This is a genomic window from Streptomyces rapamycinicus NRRL 5491, assembly GCF_024298965.1.
GTDB classification, from domain to species: domain Bacteria; phylum Actinomycetota; class Actinomycetes; order Streptomycetales; family Streptomycetaceae; genus Streptomyces; species Streptomyces rapamycinicus.
Genome location: NZ_CP085193.1, coordinates 825,850 through 841,376 on the forward strand (window position 1 = coordinate 825,850; position 15,527 = coordinate 841,376).

Sequence of the window (15,527 nt, forward strand, 5' to 3'; positions counted from 1 at the left end):
GAAGTCTTGGACGGTCACGGCGGCCCGGCAGTGGAATCGCGGTGTGACTGAAGAAATCGTGAACGTGGCGTATTGGATCGTCGCCGGTCTGCTCGCCCTCTTCTACCTCTACGGGGGCGGGGTGAAGGTGGTCCGGAGCCGTGAGCGGCTCCGGCCGATGATGGCCTGGGTGGACACCACGCCGATGGCGGCCGTCAGGGCCATCGGCGTGATCGAAGTGCTCGGCGCGATCGGGCTGATCCTCCCGCCGCTGACCGGCATCGCGCCCTGGCTGGCCCTGGCCGCGGCCATCGGGTTCGTGGTCCTGCAGATCGGCGCCACCAGGGTGCACCTGCGCCGGGGAGACCGCCAGGTGGCGCTCAACATCACGCTCCTTCTCGCCGCGGCCGTGACCATCTGGCCGGCGACGGCATGGCTGTGACATCGGGCAGGGCCACTCATGGGCCCGCCCATCCAAAAGGTGACAAAATAATCCCAGGAGGTTGATCCACGCCGGGCAGGAGGGCTGGTGGACCTGGACGCCGTCGCCGATGAGCTGTACGCCCTGCCACCTGCGGACTTCACCGCCGCCCGCGACAAGCGCGCCAAGGACGCCCGAACCGCGGGAGACCGGAAGCTGGCCGAGCGGATCCGCCGCTTGCGCCGCCCCACCAAGGCGGCGTGGGCGAGCAACCTGCTGGTACGGCGGCAGCCGGACGAGGCCGAGCAGGTCCTTCGGCTCGGAGAGGCCCTGCGGCAAGCACACCGGGATCTGGACGGCGGGCGACTGCGGAAGCTGTCCGCACAACAGCGCCAGGTCATCGCGGCGCTCGCCCGCCAGGCCAGGGATCTGACCACCCAGGCCGGGCAACCGATCGGCGAGGGCGCCCGGCGCGAGGTGGAGGAGACACTGCGCGCCGTGCTGGCCGACCCGGAAGCGGGCCGGGAATGGGTGCGGGGGCGACTGACCAAACCGCTCACTGCGCCGACCGGATTCCCGCTCGTCGCCGGCGCCGCCCGGTCCGCGCCACCCACCTCGCGCGACGGCGAGCGGGCCGCCGGCAGCCGGGTGGCCGACCTGGACGCCGCTCGTTCGCGGCGCCGCGAACGACAGGAGCAGGAGCGGCGCCATGAACAAGAGCGAGAGCGGCGCCGCGCGGAACAGGAGAAGCGCCGCGAACAGCGGGAGCGGCGGGCCCGCGCACACCGGGAGGCCGAGGACGCCGAGCGCCGGCTGCGCGCCCGCGAGGCGGAACTCACCGCGGCCGAGGAGGAGCAAGGCCGGGCCGCCCAGCGAAGACACCAGGCGCAGCAGCGTCTGGCGGACCTGAGAAAGCGGCTGAAAGAGGCCGAGGGCGAGCAGCGGGAGGCCGATGACGCGGTCCGGGAGGCCCGCACGCGGGCACGGAAGGCGGACCGGGCGGTCCATGAGGCGAGGCGGCGGGCCACGGACGCGGCGGCACAAGCCGAACAACTCACCGGTCAAGGAGAACCGCCGACGGTGTGAGGAACAGGCAGGACAGGAAACCCGGCTGCATGAGTTCGCGCCGGACGGCCCAGACCGGTCGAAGGCCGGACGAAGCACCATGCGAGGGAGGCAGCGATGATGAGCGACGACAGGGCAGACGACGTCTACCAACCGACCGGCACCAATGAGGAGCAGCAGGACGCGGCCCCCCTGGACGCCCAGGACTCCCTGGACGAGCGCGGCTACGACGAGATGCTCGACGAGGGCTACTCGCCACCGGAGAAGCCACTGGGTGTCACCAAGCACGGCACCACCGCGGCCGAACAGCGCGAGCGCGAAACGCTCGACCAGCGGCTGGCCGAAGAGACCCCCGACGTCGAGGCTCCAGCGGGCGACGGGGTGGGGGATCTGCAGGAGGGCGAGGGCGAACCGATCGACCCCGAGGCGGGAACGGACCGCGCGGGCCGACTCGTCGCCCCCGACGAGGGAGCGCACACCGACACCACCAAGGAAGCCATCGCCAGGGACGAAGGCATCGACGCGGGCGCCGCCGGTGCCGAGGAAGCCGCCGTGCACACCGTCCCGGATGAACAACTCGAAGCGGCGGACGACGCGGAACCGGATCGTTGATCCAGCTACAGCGCGCGGCGGAACGGATGCCGTGGCAGCTTCCTGACAGAACGTTCGGCTGACGTCGGCACGCCCCGCCACCGGGCCGTAGCGTGGCCGGAGGGGTGAGCGGTCTCGCGGTGCCGAGGCGATCGCTCGCGTGATGACGGACATCTTTTCGCGGAGGGGGCGACCGCGATGCTGATCCTGCCATGCGACGGTTCGGTGGAGACGGTCGGTGCGCTGTCGCGTGCGCTGGCCGTGGCGGTCGAGGGGAACGGGGAAGCCGTACTGCCGGTGGCGGCCACTGGGGGCTCGCCGGGATTCGGCACCCACGGGCCCGTGCCGTCCGGAACGGCGGTGGTGGTCGGCACCTCCGGATCCACCAGCGAACCCAAGGGGGTGCTGCTCTCCGCCCGGGCGCTGCGCGCGTCGGCCGAGGCCACGCACACCAGGCTCGGAGGCCCCGGGCGCTGGTTGCTGGCGCTGCCCGCACACCATGTGGCGGGCGTGCAGGTCCTGGTCCGCTCGCTGCTGGCCGGGGCGGAGGCAGTGGTCCACGATCTGCGGCAGGGCTTCCGGCCCGAGCGGTTCCGCGCCGCGGGTTGCCGCTACACCGCGCTGGTGCCCACGCAGATCCGGCGGCTGCTGGACGCGGGCGGCCCCGGCCTGGTGGCGTTACGGGAGTTCGACGCCGTACTGCTGGGCGGCGCCGGCACACCCGAGCCGCTGCTGACGCGGGCGCGTGAGGCGGGTGTCAGGGTGGTGACCACGTACGGCATGACCGAGACCGCCGGCGGCTGCGTCTACGACGGGGTGCCGCTCGAAGGGGTGCGGGTGCGGATCGGTCCGCCACCCGAGGGGGCGGCCGGGCCCGCCGCGGGTGGCCCGATAGCTCTCGGCGGACCGACCCTGGCGTCCGGCTATCTCAACCGGCCCGAGCTGACGGCCCGTTCCTTCGGCGACGGCTGGTTCCACACGGACGACCTCGGGTGCCGGCGGGAGGACGGCGGTCTTCAGGTGCTGGGCCGGGCGGACGACGTGATCGTCACCGGCGGTGTGAAGGTGTCCCCGTCCGTGGTGGAGCAGGTCCTGCGGGAACAGCCCGGTGTCGGGGACGCGTGTGTGGTGGGGGTGGACGACCCGGAGTGGGGGCAGATCGTCGTGGCCGCCGTCATTCCGCGTGAACCGGGGGCGTTGGGGCAGACGGCCGTGGGCGTGCTGAAGGGCGCGGTCCGGGAGCGGCTCGGGCGCGCCGCCGCGCCCAAGGCCATCCGGGTCGTCGAGGCCCTGCCACTGCGTGGCGTGGGGAAGCCGGACCGGCCGGGCGTGCGCCGCCTGTTCACGGCGGAGTGAGGCCGGGGACGTACGCCCCGGGCGTCATCCACGGCCCGGCCCTACGGCCTGGCCCCCGGCCCTCACCGGCCGGGCCCCGCTCTCAGGCCGTGACCTGGGTGCGGCGCCGGGTGTGCGCCTTGAGGAAGTCCTCCTTCACCTCGTACGGCACGGCCATGGCCGGAACCTCGATCAGGCCGTCCACCGCCCGCGTTTCCGGTGTGACGATGTCCTCGCCGAAGTACTTGTCGGAGCCGGAGTTGTCACCGGGCAAGGTGAAACCGGGCAGTGCCGAGAGCGTCACGTTGGCCGCTCGGCTGATGCCGAAGTCGTGCATGCCACCGCACCACACCGGTACCCCGGCCGCGACGCAGGCGTCATGGACCCGGACGGCCTCCAGGAGGCCGCCCAGCCGAGCGGGCTTGATGTTGACCACGCGGCAACTGCCCAGCGCCAGCGCCTCCCGGGCCCGTCCGGCGGAGGTGAGGCTCTCGTCGAGGCAGAGCGGTGTGGCCAGCTCCTTCTGGAGCGTGGCATGGTCCAGCAGATCGTCCACTGCCAGCGGCTGCTCGATCATCATCAGGCCGAACGCGTCCAGATCGCGCAGCCGTGGAAGGTCCTCGAGGGTGTAGGCGCAGTTGGCGTCGGCCATCAGCGGCAGCTCAGGGAACCGGTTCCGGATCGCCTCGAGCACCTTCACATCGGCTCCTGGGCCGATCTTGACCTTCACCCTTTGGTAGCCCTGCTGGACGTAGCGCCCGATGGTTTCGCACAGCCGGTCGTCGTCACTGTCCATGCCCACACTCACGCCGGCGGGGACACGGGTGCGCGCCGCGCCGCCGAGCAGCGTGGCCAGCGGCCGGCCGGTGGTGGCGGCCAGCAGGTTCCACGCGGCCATCTCCAGGCCGCAGCGGGCGAAGTTGTTGGCCTTGACCCGGCCGTAGAGGGCCGTGAACTCCTCGATGGTGTCCCAGGAGCGGCCCAGCACCGCCGGGGCGAGGAAGTCGCGGGTCACGGACCACACCGTGTCGGTCGTCTCGCCCAGGTAGTACGGGTCCACCGGCACCGGTGCCTCGCCCCATCCGGTGAGGCCGTCGGCGGTGGTGGCGCGGACGACCACATGCAGCAGGGTCTTGGCGCTGTGGGTGCTGGCGGTGAAGCCGTGGGTGAGCCGCAGCTCCACCACGGAGAGGTCGATCCGGTCGATGCGCGGCACGGTGGTCCCCTTCCCGTTCGCCGGGAGACGGCGTCGTCGAGAGATGAAGTGGTGGTGTTCTCTAGGGCCTGAGGGTGGAGCCGCCGTCCACCGTCACGGTGGTGATCGTCATGTGGGCCGCCTGGTCGGACACCAGGAAGCCGATGACGGAGGCGATGTCCTCGGGCTCGGCCAGGGTGCCGCGGGGAATACCCACCCGATGGCGTTCGGGATCTCCCTCCAGCAGCGCCTGTCTGCGGCCGGGCAGATGTGCGTTGGCGCGGGACATCGGGGACTCGGTGGTCCCCGGCGCCACGACGACGGATCGCACGCCGTGCCCGGCGAGTTCCAGTCCGGCGCAGTTGGTGAGGTACTGGGCGGCCGCCTTCGAGGCCCCGTACAGCCCCTGGTCGTACTTGACGATTCCGGCGCTGTTCGACGCCACGGTGATGACGCAGCCGCGTCCGCGCCGCGCCATCCGCCGGCCCACCGCACGGACGCAGTTGAAGGTCCCCCGGACGTTGACGCCGAACACCCGCTCCCACTCGGCGTCCTCCTGCTCGGTCAGCGGGGCGGTACGGCCGAGCACTCCGGCGGCGTTGACCAGGATGCCGATCGGGCCGAGCCGGTCCTCCACGTCCTGGACGGTCCGTTCCACCTCGCCGGAGTCGGTGACGTCGAGGCGCACGGGGTGTGCCGTGCCGCCCAGCCGCCGGGCCACGGTGTGTGCCCCGTCCTCGTCGACGTCCGCCACGGCCACGACCGCTCCCTCGGCGGCCAGCTGACGGGCGGTGGCGGCGCCGATGGCTCCTGCCGCGCCGGTGACCAGGGCCGTGACCTCGGCTATGCCGGTCAGCCTCATGCTCCTCGCCCCGTTTCGCGCCGCGTGCCCCGTCGCGTGCCCCTCCGCGCTTCCGGCTCAGGGCCGGTAAAGGACTCCGCGGCCAGCAGCTCGGCGTCGATCCGCTCCAGCACCCCGGAGAAGCGCTGGAGCTGGTGCTTGAGCAGCGCCGTCGTGCTCGGGTCGTTGGCGGAGATCTCGGCGGCACACGCGGTGGCCTCCGCACCCGCCCGGCCCGGTGGTACGAGCCGCTGCAACAGCCCCAGGCGGCAGGCCTCGTGTGCCGTCACCCAGCGGGAGGTCAGGAGCAGGTCCTTGGCGGCGCCCAGGCCGACCAGCCCGATGAGTTTCGCCGCCCCGACGGGGACTCCCAGGCGGGAGCCGGGGAAGCGGTACACCGAATCCTCGGCGCCCACCCGGATGTCGCAGGCGGCGGCCAGTTCCGCACCGGCGGCGACACAGCGTCCCTCGATCGCGGCCACGGTCGCCTTGGGCGCGGCGGCCACCGTGCGCTGCAACCGCGCGAAGACCCGCAGCCGGCCCGCGCTGCCCTCGTCTCCCAGCTCCTCGTCGCGGTCGCCCCCGACACAGAAGTCCGGTCCGCTGCCGCTGAGGACGAGCACGCGCACCGCGTCATCGGCCAACGCGTCTTCCACGGCCCGGAGCAACCGTGCGGCCGCCTCGGTGGTCAGCGCGTTGCGCGCCCGGGGGCGGTCGATCCGCAGCTGTGCCACTCCGGTGGCGCGGTCCCGCTCGACGCCGATCACCGGGCCGGCCACAGCTCTTCGAGGGCGCGGGCCACGGTCCGGTGGGCCCGGTCGTGCACCGCGACATTGGCCGCGCGGTCGGTGCACAGATGGATCATCGACACGCCCGGGGAGCCCACCCTTTCCTTCAGCGCGGACCGCAACTCCCCCTCGTCCGCGACGCGGACGACACCGACTCCATAGGCGGCGGCCACCGCGCACACATCGGCGGCCTGCGGGGTGCCGAAGAGCAGCTCGAAGGTGTCCTCCGGGAGGCGTGACGCCTGCGGCAGGAACGAGAAGATCCCACCCCCGTGGTTGTCCACCACAACGAGCGTGCAGCTCACATCCGGTGCCTCGGCCGCGCCCAGCAGCGCGCCCGCGTCATGGAGGAAGGTCAGATCACCCAGCAGCACGGCCACCGGACCCCGGGCCGCGGCCACGCCGAGCGCGGTGGCGATCGTGCCGTCGATCCCGTTGACACCGCGGTTGGCCAGCACGGCGGGGGGACGGTGGCGGGGCGCGGCGAACCACTCGAGGTCCCGTACGGGCATCGAGGATCCGACCACCAGCGTCGCCTCGGCGGGCAGGGCGTCGAAGAGCGTACGGGCCACGCGCGGTTCGGTGAGGTCGGCTCGGCCGTCCAGGGCATCTGCCATGGCCGCCTGCGCGGTGGCTTCGGCCGATGTCCACGCGGTGCGCCACTCCGGCCCGGCCAACGGCTCCGGCACCGCCTCGGCCACGGCGCGGCACAAGGCCGTGGGATCGGTGCGCAGCACGGTGGCGGCCAGCCGGTCCGGGTCCCGCCACCGCCAGTCCGGGTCGACGAGCACATGCCGGATGCCGGGCTGCCGCAGCCAGTCGGCCACTGCCCGGGAGGCCCAGCGCTCTCCGAGGTGCACGACCACCTCGGGACACAGCCGGTCACGGGCGTGCGGGCCGCGCAGGACGGCGTCGGCCGCCGCCACGGTGCCGGGGCCCGGCGTACGGGCGCCGGAGCGCGGATCGGCCAGCACCGGCCAGCCCAGTGCCGCGGCGGCCTCGTGCACGGCGGCCGGATCGCCCGCACCCGCGCCCACGAGCAGGACACCCCGCTCGTGCCCGTCCGCGACGGCGGCCACGTCCGCCGGGGTGGCGGTCAGGACCGGGCGGCCGATGTGGTGCCAGGGCTGCCCGTCCGGCCGACCGGGGGGCAGGGGGCCGGGGCGCGCCACCAAGGGGTCGCGGAAGGCCAGGTTGAGGTGGACGGGGCCGGGCCCGGACGGTCCGGCCCCGGCCTCCGCCACGGCGCGCGCGGCCAGGGAGCGCCACATGCCGTCCTGGCCCCGCTCGGGAACCGCCACGGCCACGGCCCAGCGCACCGCCGATCCGTACAGGCCCGTCTGGACCATGGTCTGCGGGGCGCCCACTCCCTGGAGCTCCGGGGGGCGGTCGGCGGTGCACACCACCATCGGCACTCCCGCCAGATCGGCCTCGGCGACCGCCGGATGGAGTTCGGCCGACGCCGTACCGCTGGTGGTGACCACGACGGTGGCGCGCCCGGTGGCACGGCTCAGCCCCAGGGCAAGGAAGCCCGCCGCGCGCTCGTCGAGGCGTATGTGCAGCCGCATCCGGCCGTCCTCGGCGAGGGCGAGCGCGAGCGGGGTGGAGCGGGAGCCGGGCGCGATGACGGCTTCGCTCAGCCCCGCACGGACCCACTCGTCGACGAGGGTGGCGGCGAAGGCCGCCTGTGCGCCGCCCTCGGTGTCGGCTGCGTATCCGTCCATGGATTCACGGCCCCCCATCAGCGTGTCCAATCCTTCACCGCACCGAGCCGGGTCAGCGCCGCGCCGAGCTGGCCCAGCAGTCCGGAGCCGACGCCGGAGAGCATGCGGTAGCCGCTGCGCTGGAGCTCCTCACCGCCCTTGTTCGACGGGGAGGAGCCGTCGAGCCAGCCGTCCGGTGTCAGCCGGTCGCACAACACCTCCCATGCCTCCTGTGCCACCACGCCCTCGCGATCGGCGGCGAAGCGGCCGCGCTCCACACCCAGCGCCAGGGCGGCGGCGATACCGGCGGATCCGCAGGTCTCCGCCCCGGTGGCGGGCTCCGCCAGGTAGCAGTCCCAGATGCCCGCGGCGTTGCGCCTGGACACTGCGAGCCGGGCGGCCCTCGCGGCCTCGTCCCACAGGTCGTCGGTGTCCGGCCGGTCGCCGAGTTCGGTCAGGGTGCGCACCAGACCGAGCAGATACCAGGCATACGCACGGGCCCAGTTGCGGTAGACACGGCTGCCGTCGGGCAGCAGCCTCAGGTAGAGGTCGTCGTCCCACGTCAGCCGCCTGCGCCGAACGCGGAGCTGACGGGCGGCCGCCTCGCGCAGCCGGGTGTCCCCGGTGGCCTTCGCGAGGACGGCCATGGGGTAGGCGACGGTGTAGCACCCCTCGGCGGTGGTCGGGTCGTCCTTGACGCATCCATGGGGATCGGTCCGGGCGTTCCAGGACTCGACGGCCAGCCGGAGCGTGGGGTGCCGCGGATCCCGCTTCGCGACCACCGCGAAGGGGAGCGTGGCCTCGATCCCGTAGACCCGGTCGTTCGCGGGGCGGCCGCGCGGATCCTCGTAGCGCAGCCGGGTGCCGTGGACATAGACGGCGAGGTGGTCGCGCAGCGCCGTCTCGGCGCGGGTGTCGCCGGGGAAGGTGGTGTGCAGGTCGTACAGCGCGTCCAGCACACATCCCTCCATCCATCCGAACGACTGCACGCTGGCCAGGCCGGTGAGGTGGCGGTGGAGTGCGGCGGCCGGGGCCGGTGGGTCCGCGGCGTCCAGCAACAGCGCGGGCCGCCGTTCGACGGGGGCCTCCGGGCCGGAGAAGATCCACAGTGGCTCGGTGGCCGGTTCCGCGGTGAGGGTGAGCCGTACGCCCTCGTCCAGCACGGCCCGTACGGCCTCGGTGTCCAGCGGCAGATCGTAGGGCTGGTGGCAGTCGGCGTACCGGATGTCGAACGCGCCGAGCGGCCGGCCGGTGCCCGCCGAGACGGCCTCGACGCGGCGGACGTCCCGCACGTCGCAGGCGACGAACAGGCGGAGCCGCCCCGGGGAGAGGGGTGCCGTGGAGTGCCACCCCAGCACTGTGGGCGTCCGGCCGCTGACGATGGCCGCTGTCGACCATGTCAGCGGGGTGCGCCGGTCCGACGGGAAGGGGACGCCCGGCGCGTCCACAGTGCTCGCGGGAACATGATGTGCGCTTGCCATTGATGATCCCTCGCCTGTTCAGGGCGCAATGAGCGCGGGCAGAATGGCGCCCAGCTTCGCGCGGGTCTCGGCCAGTTCCTCTTTCGGATCGGAGTCGGCGACAATGCCGTTCCCGACGTACAGGGTGGCGTTTCTGCCGTGTATCTCGGCGCAGCGAATGGTCACGCAGAGACAGCCGTTTCCCTCCGCGTCCACCCAGCCCAGCGCCCCTCCGTAAAGTCCTCTGTCCCAGCCCTCCAGGCGCTCGATCACTTCGTACGCCTTGTCGCGGGGCCATCCGCACACGGCCGGTGTCGGATGAAGCATGGCCGCCAGTTGGAGAAATGGCGGGTGGTCGGCTTTGAGCTCGGCCCGGACCCGGGTCATCAGATGCTGGACGTTCGCCAGTTTCAGCATCTCGGGCCGCTCGTTGGCTTTGATCCAGGTGGTGCTGGGCGTCAGGGCGTCCAGCACCACCTCCCGCAGGACCCGGTGTTCCTCCTGGTTCTTGTGGGACTCCTGGAGCCAGGACGCGAGCCGGCGGTCGGACTCGGCGTCGCCGCCACGGCGGATGGTGCCGGCCAGGGCACGCGACTCCACCATCCGCCCGCGCTTGGCGAGCAGCAGTTCCGGGCTGGCGCCCACCAGGCCGAAGGCGGAGAACAGATAGGCGGAGGGAAAGGTGTGGGCCAGCCGCCGCAGCACCACCGGCGGCTGGATCTCGGTGTCGCACTCCATCTGGATGCGGCGGGCGAGCACCGCCTTGCGCAGCTCTCCGCGGCGCACCGCACGCGCCGCGTCGGCGACGCTGCCGCACCACTGCTCCGGCGGTTCGCTGGGCCGCAGCGCGTATGCGCCGGGTTCACCGCCTTTGGCGGAAGGGGCCGGGACCGAGGCGAGGAGGCGACGGTGGTCGGGCGTCCCCTCCAGGCTCAGTGTCCGGGCGGGAACCGCGAGCCGGATGGGCTCTTGGCGCTGAAACGGAAAGGCCACGAAGCCGATTCCCCCGCCAGCCGCCAGCGCTTGGGTTATGTCTTCCCCGGAATCGACCAGATGGTGTGTGATGGGTTCAATTCCGAGGAGTGTGCGGTCCGGCCCGGAAAAGAATAATCGGCGATTATCCAGAAGGTCGATCGCGTCATCGACGACTTCTTGCGAACGTGCCACCAACGGAACGCCCCCGTCCGTTCTGGTTGGGTTATGATCTTTTACGTAAAGCGTCCCAACAGCCTTGCATTGACTGGTAAATGCGTCAAGAACCGATCAATGCGATAGTTCACTTGATGGACACTTACGCATCGCCGGAACGGCCGGTGCCGTACGGTCAGGAGGACATGAAGTCGCACACCGGCAGCGCCCGGTCCACGACACGGACATCGCCGATCCGGCCGTACATGATCTGGTCGATCTTCCCGCCGTACTCATAGCCGCCCAGCAGCCAGGGCAGCCCGAGCGTGGTGAGGCCGCCGGCCGGGGCCGAGGGGTTGCGCGCCACCGGGCAGCCGTCCACATACATCGTGGTGTGCCGTCCGTCGTTCACCACCGCCGCGCGCCACCAGGTGTGGAAGGAGAGGCTGCCGTGTCCCGGCCGGACCGGGTGGTGCTCATCGGACCAGATGAGGGCGTCGGCGGGGCCGCCGGGGATGGTGACCTTGGTGAGGTGGTTGCCGCGGCCGGAGTGGTCGCTGATCCGGACGGAGTCCTCGACGGGCGCGCCCTCCCGCTCGCCCAGGAGCCGGAAGGCCCGGTCGACCGGTCCGACGGGGACCGCACATGGCGCTGCTCCACGCGGTGGGACGGAAGGGATGGAGCGCACGTTATGGAGCCCGGGAACCCGGCCACAGGAAGATGCCCGGCAACGGACGGGGAAGAGCACATGAATGGCTTCCGTGTGCAAGGGGCGACACCGGCCCGGGGCGGGCCGGTGTCCGTGGGTGATGTGAAGTGTCCGCAGCCTCCGCGCCGGCGGACGCGGTTCAGTGGTGCAGGTCCTCGGCGGTGAGGGTGTCCCGGGTCTCCGGCGCCCAGGCCAGGCTGACGGCCGTACCGAGCAGCAGCACCAGCGCCATCCATCCCATCGACCAGCCCGCGCCGAAGTGGCTCAGGCTGACCGGCAGGACGAAGGTGCCGATGGCGGACGCGACCCTGCTGGTGCCGTTGAGGAAGCCGACCCCGGAGCCGCGCAGCGCGGTGGGGAAGAGCTCCGCCGGATAGACCTGGGTGATGGTGGAGGCACCGGCCATGACGAAGGTATAGATCAGGAAGGGGACCATCAGCGCCCCGCTGGAGCCTTCGCTGAGCACGGCCATGGCCCCCAGAGACAGCGTGAGGATCGCGAAGGTGCCGATGGTGAACGGCCTGCGGCCCAGGCGCTGCACCGGCCACAGCCCGATCACCCCGCCCAGCAGCAGGGCCAGGTTGAGCACCAGGTTCTGGATGTCGGCCCCGGAGATGTTCAGGGTGGCCAGGATCTGCGGCATGAAGGTGTAGATGGCGAAGTAGGGCAGCACCTGGGCGCTGTAGAAGATGACACCGAACCAGGTCTTGGTGGCCTGGCCGCGGGCGAAGAGCTCGCGGTAGCGCGCCGCGGGTGGCTGCGCGGCGGCCGCGGCCTCCGCGTCGGCGGCGGTGGCCTCGGACTGCCCCAGGTAGGTGCGGCGGATCCGGGCGGCCTCGGTGGCGCGGCCGCGGGCGGCCAGCCAACTCGGGGATTCGGGGATGCCGATCCGCAGCAGCAGCACCAGCAGGGCGGGCAGGGCTCCGCTGGCCAGCAGCCAGTACGCGGTGGTGCCGTTGATCGGGATGTAGGTGCCCAGGATGTTGGCCAGTACGTAGCCGACGGTCCACAGCACGGTGAGCGAGCCCAGGAGGACACCGCGCAGCCGGCCGGGGACGAACTCGGAGAGCAGCGTCGGGCCGACGGCGTAGTCCGCGCCCAGACCGAAGCCGATCGCCAGCCGGAGCAGGAAGAGGACCAGCGGACTGTGGGCCCAGAACTGGGCGGCGGAGGCGACCGCGATGAGTACGAAGTTGTAGAGGTACAGCTTCTGGCGTCCGATCACGTCCGCCACCCGCCCCAGCAGGATGCTCCCGAAGAACAGGCCGATCAGGGCGGACGCGCCGAGCAGACCCTGCCAGACGCCGGACAGGTGCATGGTCTCGCCGAGCGCGGGCAGCACCGCGCCGATGACACCGAGGGCGTAGCCGTCGGAGAAGTTCGCCCCGAAGGTGGTCGCCGTCACCCGGATGTGGAACCCGGTGAGTGGCTCGGTCGAGGCGGAGCCCGGCGCCGCCTCCCGCTCCCCCGCCATCCGTGCGTCCGCCGCCTCCGTGTCCACTGCCACGCCTTGCCTCCCGACCGACCGGTTCACCGCTTGGACGGCCCAGCATGCATGAATTCATACAGTCAAACAATAGGTTGATTGCAGATTCTCATTCATTGACGGTGAAGATCCATATGCGGCCGGCCGGAATGGTGTGGAGCGCCGCGCGGAGGACTTCGAGGTGGTCCCGTACCCCACCACACGCGGCTGCGCCGCCACGTACTACCCCGAGACCAACGTCCTGGTGCCGCTCGACAGCGTGGCCGAGATCAGCAACCAGCCGACGTCGAAGGGGGTCGTGGTCCGCCTGGAGGCCCGTGCCACCGCGGAAGGGCTTCCCCGCTCCTGACCCGGATCACCCGTCCGACCAGGCCCGTCGCCCGGCCCGAGCACTCCCCGGAGGCCGGGTGGGAGGGGATCGGTACCCGGTTCTACGATCGGAGACGACCAAGGTACGTGCACGGGCCAGCGGTTGCCCGGCCGACCGTGTCGTGCCGTGAGGAAGGGCGGCCGCCTGTGGCGGCGGGGGACCACAAGGATGTGAGACGTGAGTGAACGCCGGACGGCATCAAGTGCCTCGCCGGCCGTGGGGCGGGCGCTGGACGTCCTGCTGCACCTCGCCGGCCGCTCGGGGCCAGTTCGGGCATCGGCGCTGGCCAGAGACCTGGAGATGCCCCGCTCATCGCTCTACCACATCCTCGCGGTGCTGGTTGATCGCGGGTTTGTCACCTATGTCCCGGAGGAGCAGGCATACGGTCTGGGCGTCGCGTCCTTCGAAATCGGCTCCGCCTACTTGCGGCACGAGCCCCTGAAGCGACTCGCCCGCCCCATTCTGCGCACCCTGTCGAACCGGCTCGGCCAGTCGGTGCACCTGGGCATCCTCTACGGCGCCGAGACGGTCTACCTCCTCAAGGAGCGGCCGACGAGCGGCCATTCGGGGTACACCGACGCCGCTCCCGTCACCGACGTCGGCGTCCGGCTGCCGGCCCACCTCACGGCCAACGGCCGTGCGATCCTGGCCCACTCCAGCGAGGCGCACCTCCGGGCGGTCTTCCCCCGGCCGGGGGATCTCTGCACCCGTACCGGCAGAGGCCCCCGGTCGCTGGCGGAGCTGCGGAACCTGCTGGCGCGGGACCGTGAGCGCGGGTGGTCGGAGGAGGTCGAGCTGGTCTCCGACGGGCTCCGGTCGATAGGGGTGCCGGCGTTCGATCACAACGAGCGGCCCATAGCGGCCGTCAGCAGCACATGGCGCCGCCACCACCACCGGCATGGAGCGGACCATGTGCGGGACATCCTGCAACAGGGCGCGGCGCGGCTGACGGCTGCGGTGGCCGGCCACGCGCCCCATGCCCACGGAACGGACGGCACACAGGGCGGCTCACAGAGCGGCCCGCAGGGCGGCTCGCGGTGAGTGACCGTCGCAACTGCCTTCGCCACGTGGCGGAAAGATGAAGGGCCGCTGACCGAGGCGTTCACGGAACGGGCTTCTCGGATCCGAGAAACCCCGGCCGCATGGCTGGCTCCCGGCGTATGCGCCACGTGTCATGGGCACGGAACTCTCCTGCTCGTCCACGCACCACGGCCTCCCACGGGCCGGCACTCCCCCACACAGATGCACACCCCCACACAGCTGCCCCCCACAGATGAAGGATCCAGCGCCGACCATGACCGCGAACTGTCCCGACGCGCCCAGGCCCGTCCCGCCCCAGGAGACGGACGCCACCCTGCACTTCACGGGCCCAGCAACATTCGGCCGCGTCCCCCGCCTGGACCAGGTCGGCACCGCGGACATCGCCGTGGTCGGGGTGCCGTTCGACGCCGGTGTCTCCTACCGGCCCGGGGCCCGCTTCGGGGCGAACGCCGTCCGGGAGGCGTCGCGCCAGCTGCGCCCCTACAATCCGGCCCTGGACGTGTATCCGTTTCACTACGCCCAGGTCGCCGACGCCGGTGACATCACCGCCAATCCGCACAACATCGACGAGGCGGTCGAGAGCATCGAGGCGGGTGCGGACGCTTTGCTGTCCACGGGCGCGCAGCTGATGACACTGGGCGGCGACCACACCATCGCGCTCCCGCTCCTGCGCTCGGTGGCCCGCCGCCACGGCCCGGTGGCACTGCTGCACTTCGACGCGCACCTGGACACCTGGGACTCCCACTTCGGCGCCCAGTACACCCATGGGACTCCGTTCCGCCGCGCGGCCGAGGAGGGCATCCTCGACACCTCCGCACTCTCCCACGTCGGCACCCGCGGCTCGCTGTACAGCAAGGAAGACCTGGACGAGGACACCAAACTGGGCTTCGGGATCGTCACCGCGGCCGATGTGATGCGGCGCGGGGTGGACGAGGTGGTCCAGCAGCTCAAGGAGCGCATCGGCAAACGGCCGCTGTACATCTCCGTGGACATCGATGTGCTGGATCCCGCACACGCCCCCGGCACCGGCACCCCCGAGGCGGGCGGCCTCACCTCACGCGAACTGCTGGAGATCGTGCGCGGGCTCACCGACTGCTATGTGGTCTCCGCCGACCTGGTCGAGGTCGCCCCGGCGTACGACCACGCCGAGATCACCGCCGTGGCCGCCTCGCACACCGCGTATGAGCTGATCACCCTCATGTCCCGGCAGATCGCCTTCTTCCGCTGGATGGAGGAGAACAAGCCGTCGTAGACACGCGACCTCACGTCGCGTTTTCGGCGGATCAAGAGACCAGCTCACGCCATGGCGTTTCCTGTCGCAATCCGTGGGATACAGGGCGCTATCGTCATGGCAGCGGTCCGGCCGCCGCGCGAGGCTGTGGACAGCGTCCCACCGCCGGGGCGTACTGCTACGG

14 protein-coding genes and 1 pseudogene are annotated in these 15,527 nt (G+C 71.8%); 7 read left to right on the forward strand and 8 right to left on the reverse strand.

The window, feature by feature from the left end:
* Window positions 1–58 precede the first annotated feature (58 nt).
* From LIV37_RS03720 to menE, 4 genes are all read left to right on the forward strand, one after another.
* Window positions 59–421: a DoxX family protein gene (locus LIV37_RS03720; protein WP_020865755.1), complete on the forward strand. Its 363-nt coding sequence runs from the start codon at window positions 59–61 to the stop codon at window positions 419–421.
* An 87-nt stretch (window positions 422–508) separates the two neighbouring features.
* The gene (locus tag LIV37_RS03725; RefSeq protein ID WP_020865756.1) at window positions 509–1,486 is read left to right on the forward strand and encodes a hypothetical protein; all 978 of its coding nucleotides are present in this window, start codon (window positions 509–511) and stop codon (window positions 1,484–1,486) included.
* A 96-nt stretch (window positions 1,487–1,582) separates the two neighbouring features.
* Complete coding sequence (locus LIV37_RS03730) at window positions 1,583–2,077, forward strand: DUF5709 domain-containing protein (protein ID WP_020865757.1); 495 nt, start codon at window positions 1,583–1,585, stop codon at window positions 2,075–2,077.
* 177 nt (window positions 2,078–2,254) lie between these two features.
* A complete protein-coding gene (gene menE / locus LIV37_RS03735) occupies window positions 2,255–3,412 on the forward strand; it encodes an o-succinylbenzoate--CoA ligase (RefSeq protein ID WP_121825844.1) in 1,158 nt (385 codons plus the stop codon).
* Between the two features lie 82 nt (window positions 3,413–3,494).
* On the opposite strand, the gene menC is transcribed toward menE, so the two are convergent.
* The 8 genes from menC to LIV37_RS03775 form a co-directional block, all read right to left on the reverse strand.
* Window positions 3,495–4,607 (reverse strand): o-succinylbenzoate synthase, encoded by a 1,113-nt coding sequence (gene menC / locus LIV37_RS03740; protein ID WP_020865759.1) that lies wholly within the window; start codon window positions 4,605–4,607, stop codon window positions 3,495–3,497.
* A 61-nt stretch (window positions 4,608–4,668) separates the two neighbouring features.
* A complete protein-coding gene (locus LIV37_RS03745; protein ID WP_020865760.1) occupies window positions 4,669–5,448 on the reverse strand; it encodes an SDR family oxidoreductase in 780 nt (259 codons plus the stop codon).
* Complete coding sequence (locus LIV37_RS03750) at window positions 5,445–6,206, reverse strand: enoyl-CoA hydratase/isomerase family protein (protein ID WP_020865761.1); 762 nt, start codon at window positions 6,204–6,206, stop codon at window positions 5,445–5,447. The genes LIV37_RS03745 and LIV37_RS03750 overlap by 4 nt, the downstream gene beginning before the upstream one ends.
* Window positions 6,191–7,957: a 2-succinyl-5-enolpyruvyl-6-hydroxy-3-cyclohexene-1-carboxylic-acid synthase gene (gene menD / locus LIV37_RS03755; RefSeq protein ID WP_020865762.1), complete on the reverse strand. Its 1,767-nt coding sequence runs from the start codon at window positions 7,955–7,957 to the stop codon at window positions 6,191–6,193. Before menD ends, LIV37_RS03750 begins: the two co-directional genes overlap by 16 nt.
* Window positions 7,957–9,399: a glycoside hydrolase family 88 protein gene (locus LIV37_RS03760; protein ID WP_148717873.1), complete on the reverse strand. Its 1,443-nt coding sequence runs from the start codon at window positions 9,397–9,399 to the stop codon at window positions 7,957–7,959. The genes menD and LIV37_RS03760 overlap by 1 nt, the downstream gene beginning before the upstream one ends.
* An 18-nt stretch (window positions 9,400–9,417) precedes the next feature.
* Entirely contained in the window at window positions 9,418–10,545 is a 1,128-nt protein-coding gene (locus tag LIV37_RS03765) for an isochorismate synthase (RefSeq protein WP_158634942.1), read from the reverse strand.
* Between the two features lie 157 nt (window positions 10,546–10,702).
* Window positions 10,703–11,194, reverse strand: coding sequence for a LamG-like jellyroll fold domain-containing protein (locus LIV37_RS03770; protein WP_020865765.1), 492 nt, complete (start codon window positions 11,192–11,194; stop codon window positions 10,703–10,705).
* Window positions 11,195–11,354: 160 nt separating this feature from the next.
* Window positions 11,355–12,722, reverse strand: coding sequence for an MFS transporter (locus LIV37_RS03775; protein WP_202979659.1), 1,368 nt, complete (start codon window positions 12,720–12,722; stop codon window positions 11,355–11,357).
* 127 nt (window positions 12,723–12,849) lie between these two features.
* Here LIV37_RS03775 and LIV37_RS03780 point away from each other — a divergent pair.
* The 3 genes and pseudogenes from LIV37_RS03780 to speB form a co-directional block, all read left to right on the forward strand.
* Window positions 12,850–13,050, forward strand: a pseudogene (locus LIV37_RS03780) (hypothetical protein); the annotation flags it as partial.
* Between the two features lie 198 nt (window positions 13,051–13,248).
* Window positions 13,249–14,112, forward strand: coding sequence for an IclR family transcriptional regulator (locus tag LIV37_RS03785; RefSeq protein ID WP_121825841.1), 864 nt, complete (start codon window positions 13,249–13,251; stop codon window positions 14,110–14,112).
* A 253-nt stretch (window positions 14,113–14,365) separates the two neighbouring features.
* A complete protein-coding gene (gene speB / locus LIV37_RS03790) occupies window positions 14,366–15,364 on the forward strand; it encodes an agmatinase (RefSeq protein ID WP_020865769.1) in 999 nt (332 codons plus the stop codon).
* Window positions 15,365–15,527 lie beyond the last annotated feature (163 nt).

What these genes read in the sequence shown, in the direction of transcription:
- LIV37_RS03730 (WP_020865757.1), top strand. Translation starts at nt 1,583, where the DNA reads ATGATGAGCGACGACAGGGCAGACGACGTCTACCAACCGACCGGCACC.
- menE (WP_121825844.1), top strand. Translation starts at nt 2,255, where the DNA reads ATGCTGATCCTGCCATGCGACGGTTCGGTGGAGACGGTCGGTGCGCTG.
- LIV37_RS03745 (WP_020865760.1), bottom strand. Translation starts at nt 5,448, where the DNA reads ATGAGGCTGACCGGCATAGCCGAGGTCACGGCCCTGGTCACCGGCGCG.
- menD (WP_020865762.1), bottom strand. Translation starts at nt 7,957, where the DNA reads ATGGGGGGCCGTGAATCCATGGACGGATACGCAGCCGACACCGAGGGC.
- LIV37_RS03760 (WP_148717873.1), bottom strand. Translation starts at nt 9,399, where the DNA reads ATGGCAAGCGCACATCATGTTCCCGCGAGCACTGTGGACGCGCCGGGC.
- speB (WP_020865769.1), top strand. Translation starts at nt 14,366, where the DNA reads ATGACCGCGAACTGTCCCGACGCGCCCAGGCCCGTCCCGCCCCAGGAG.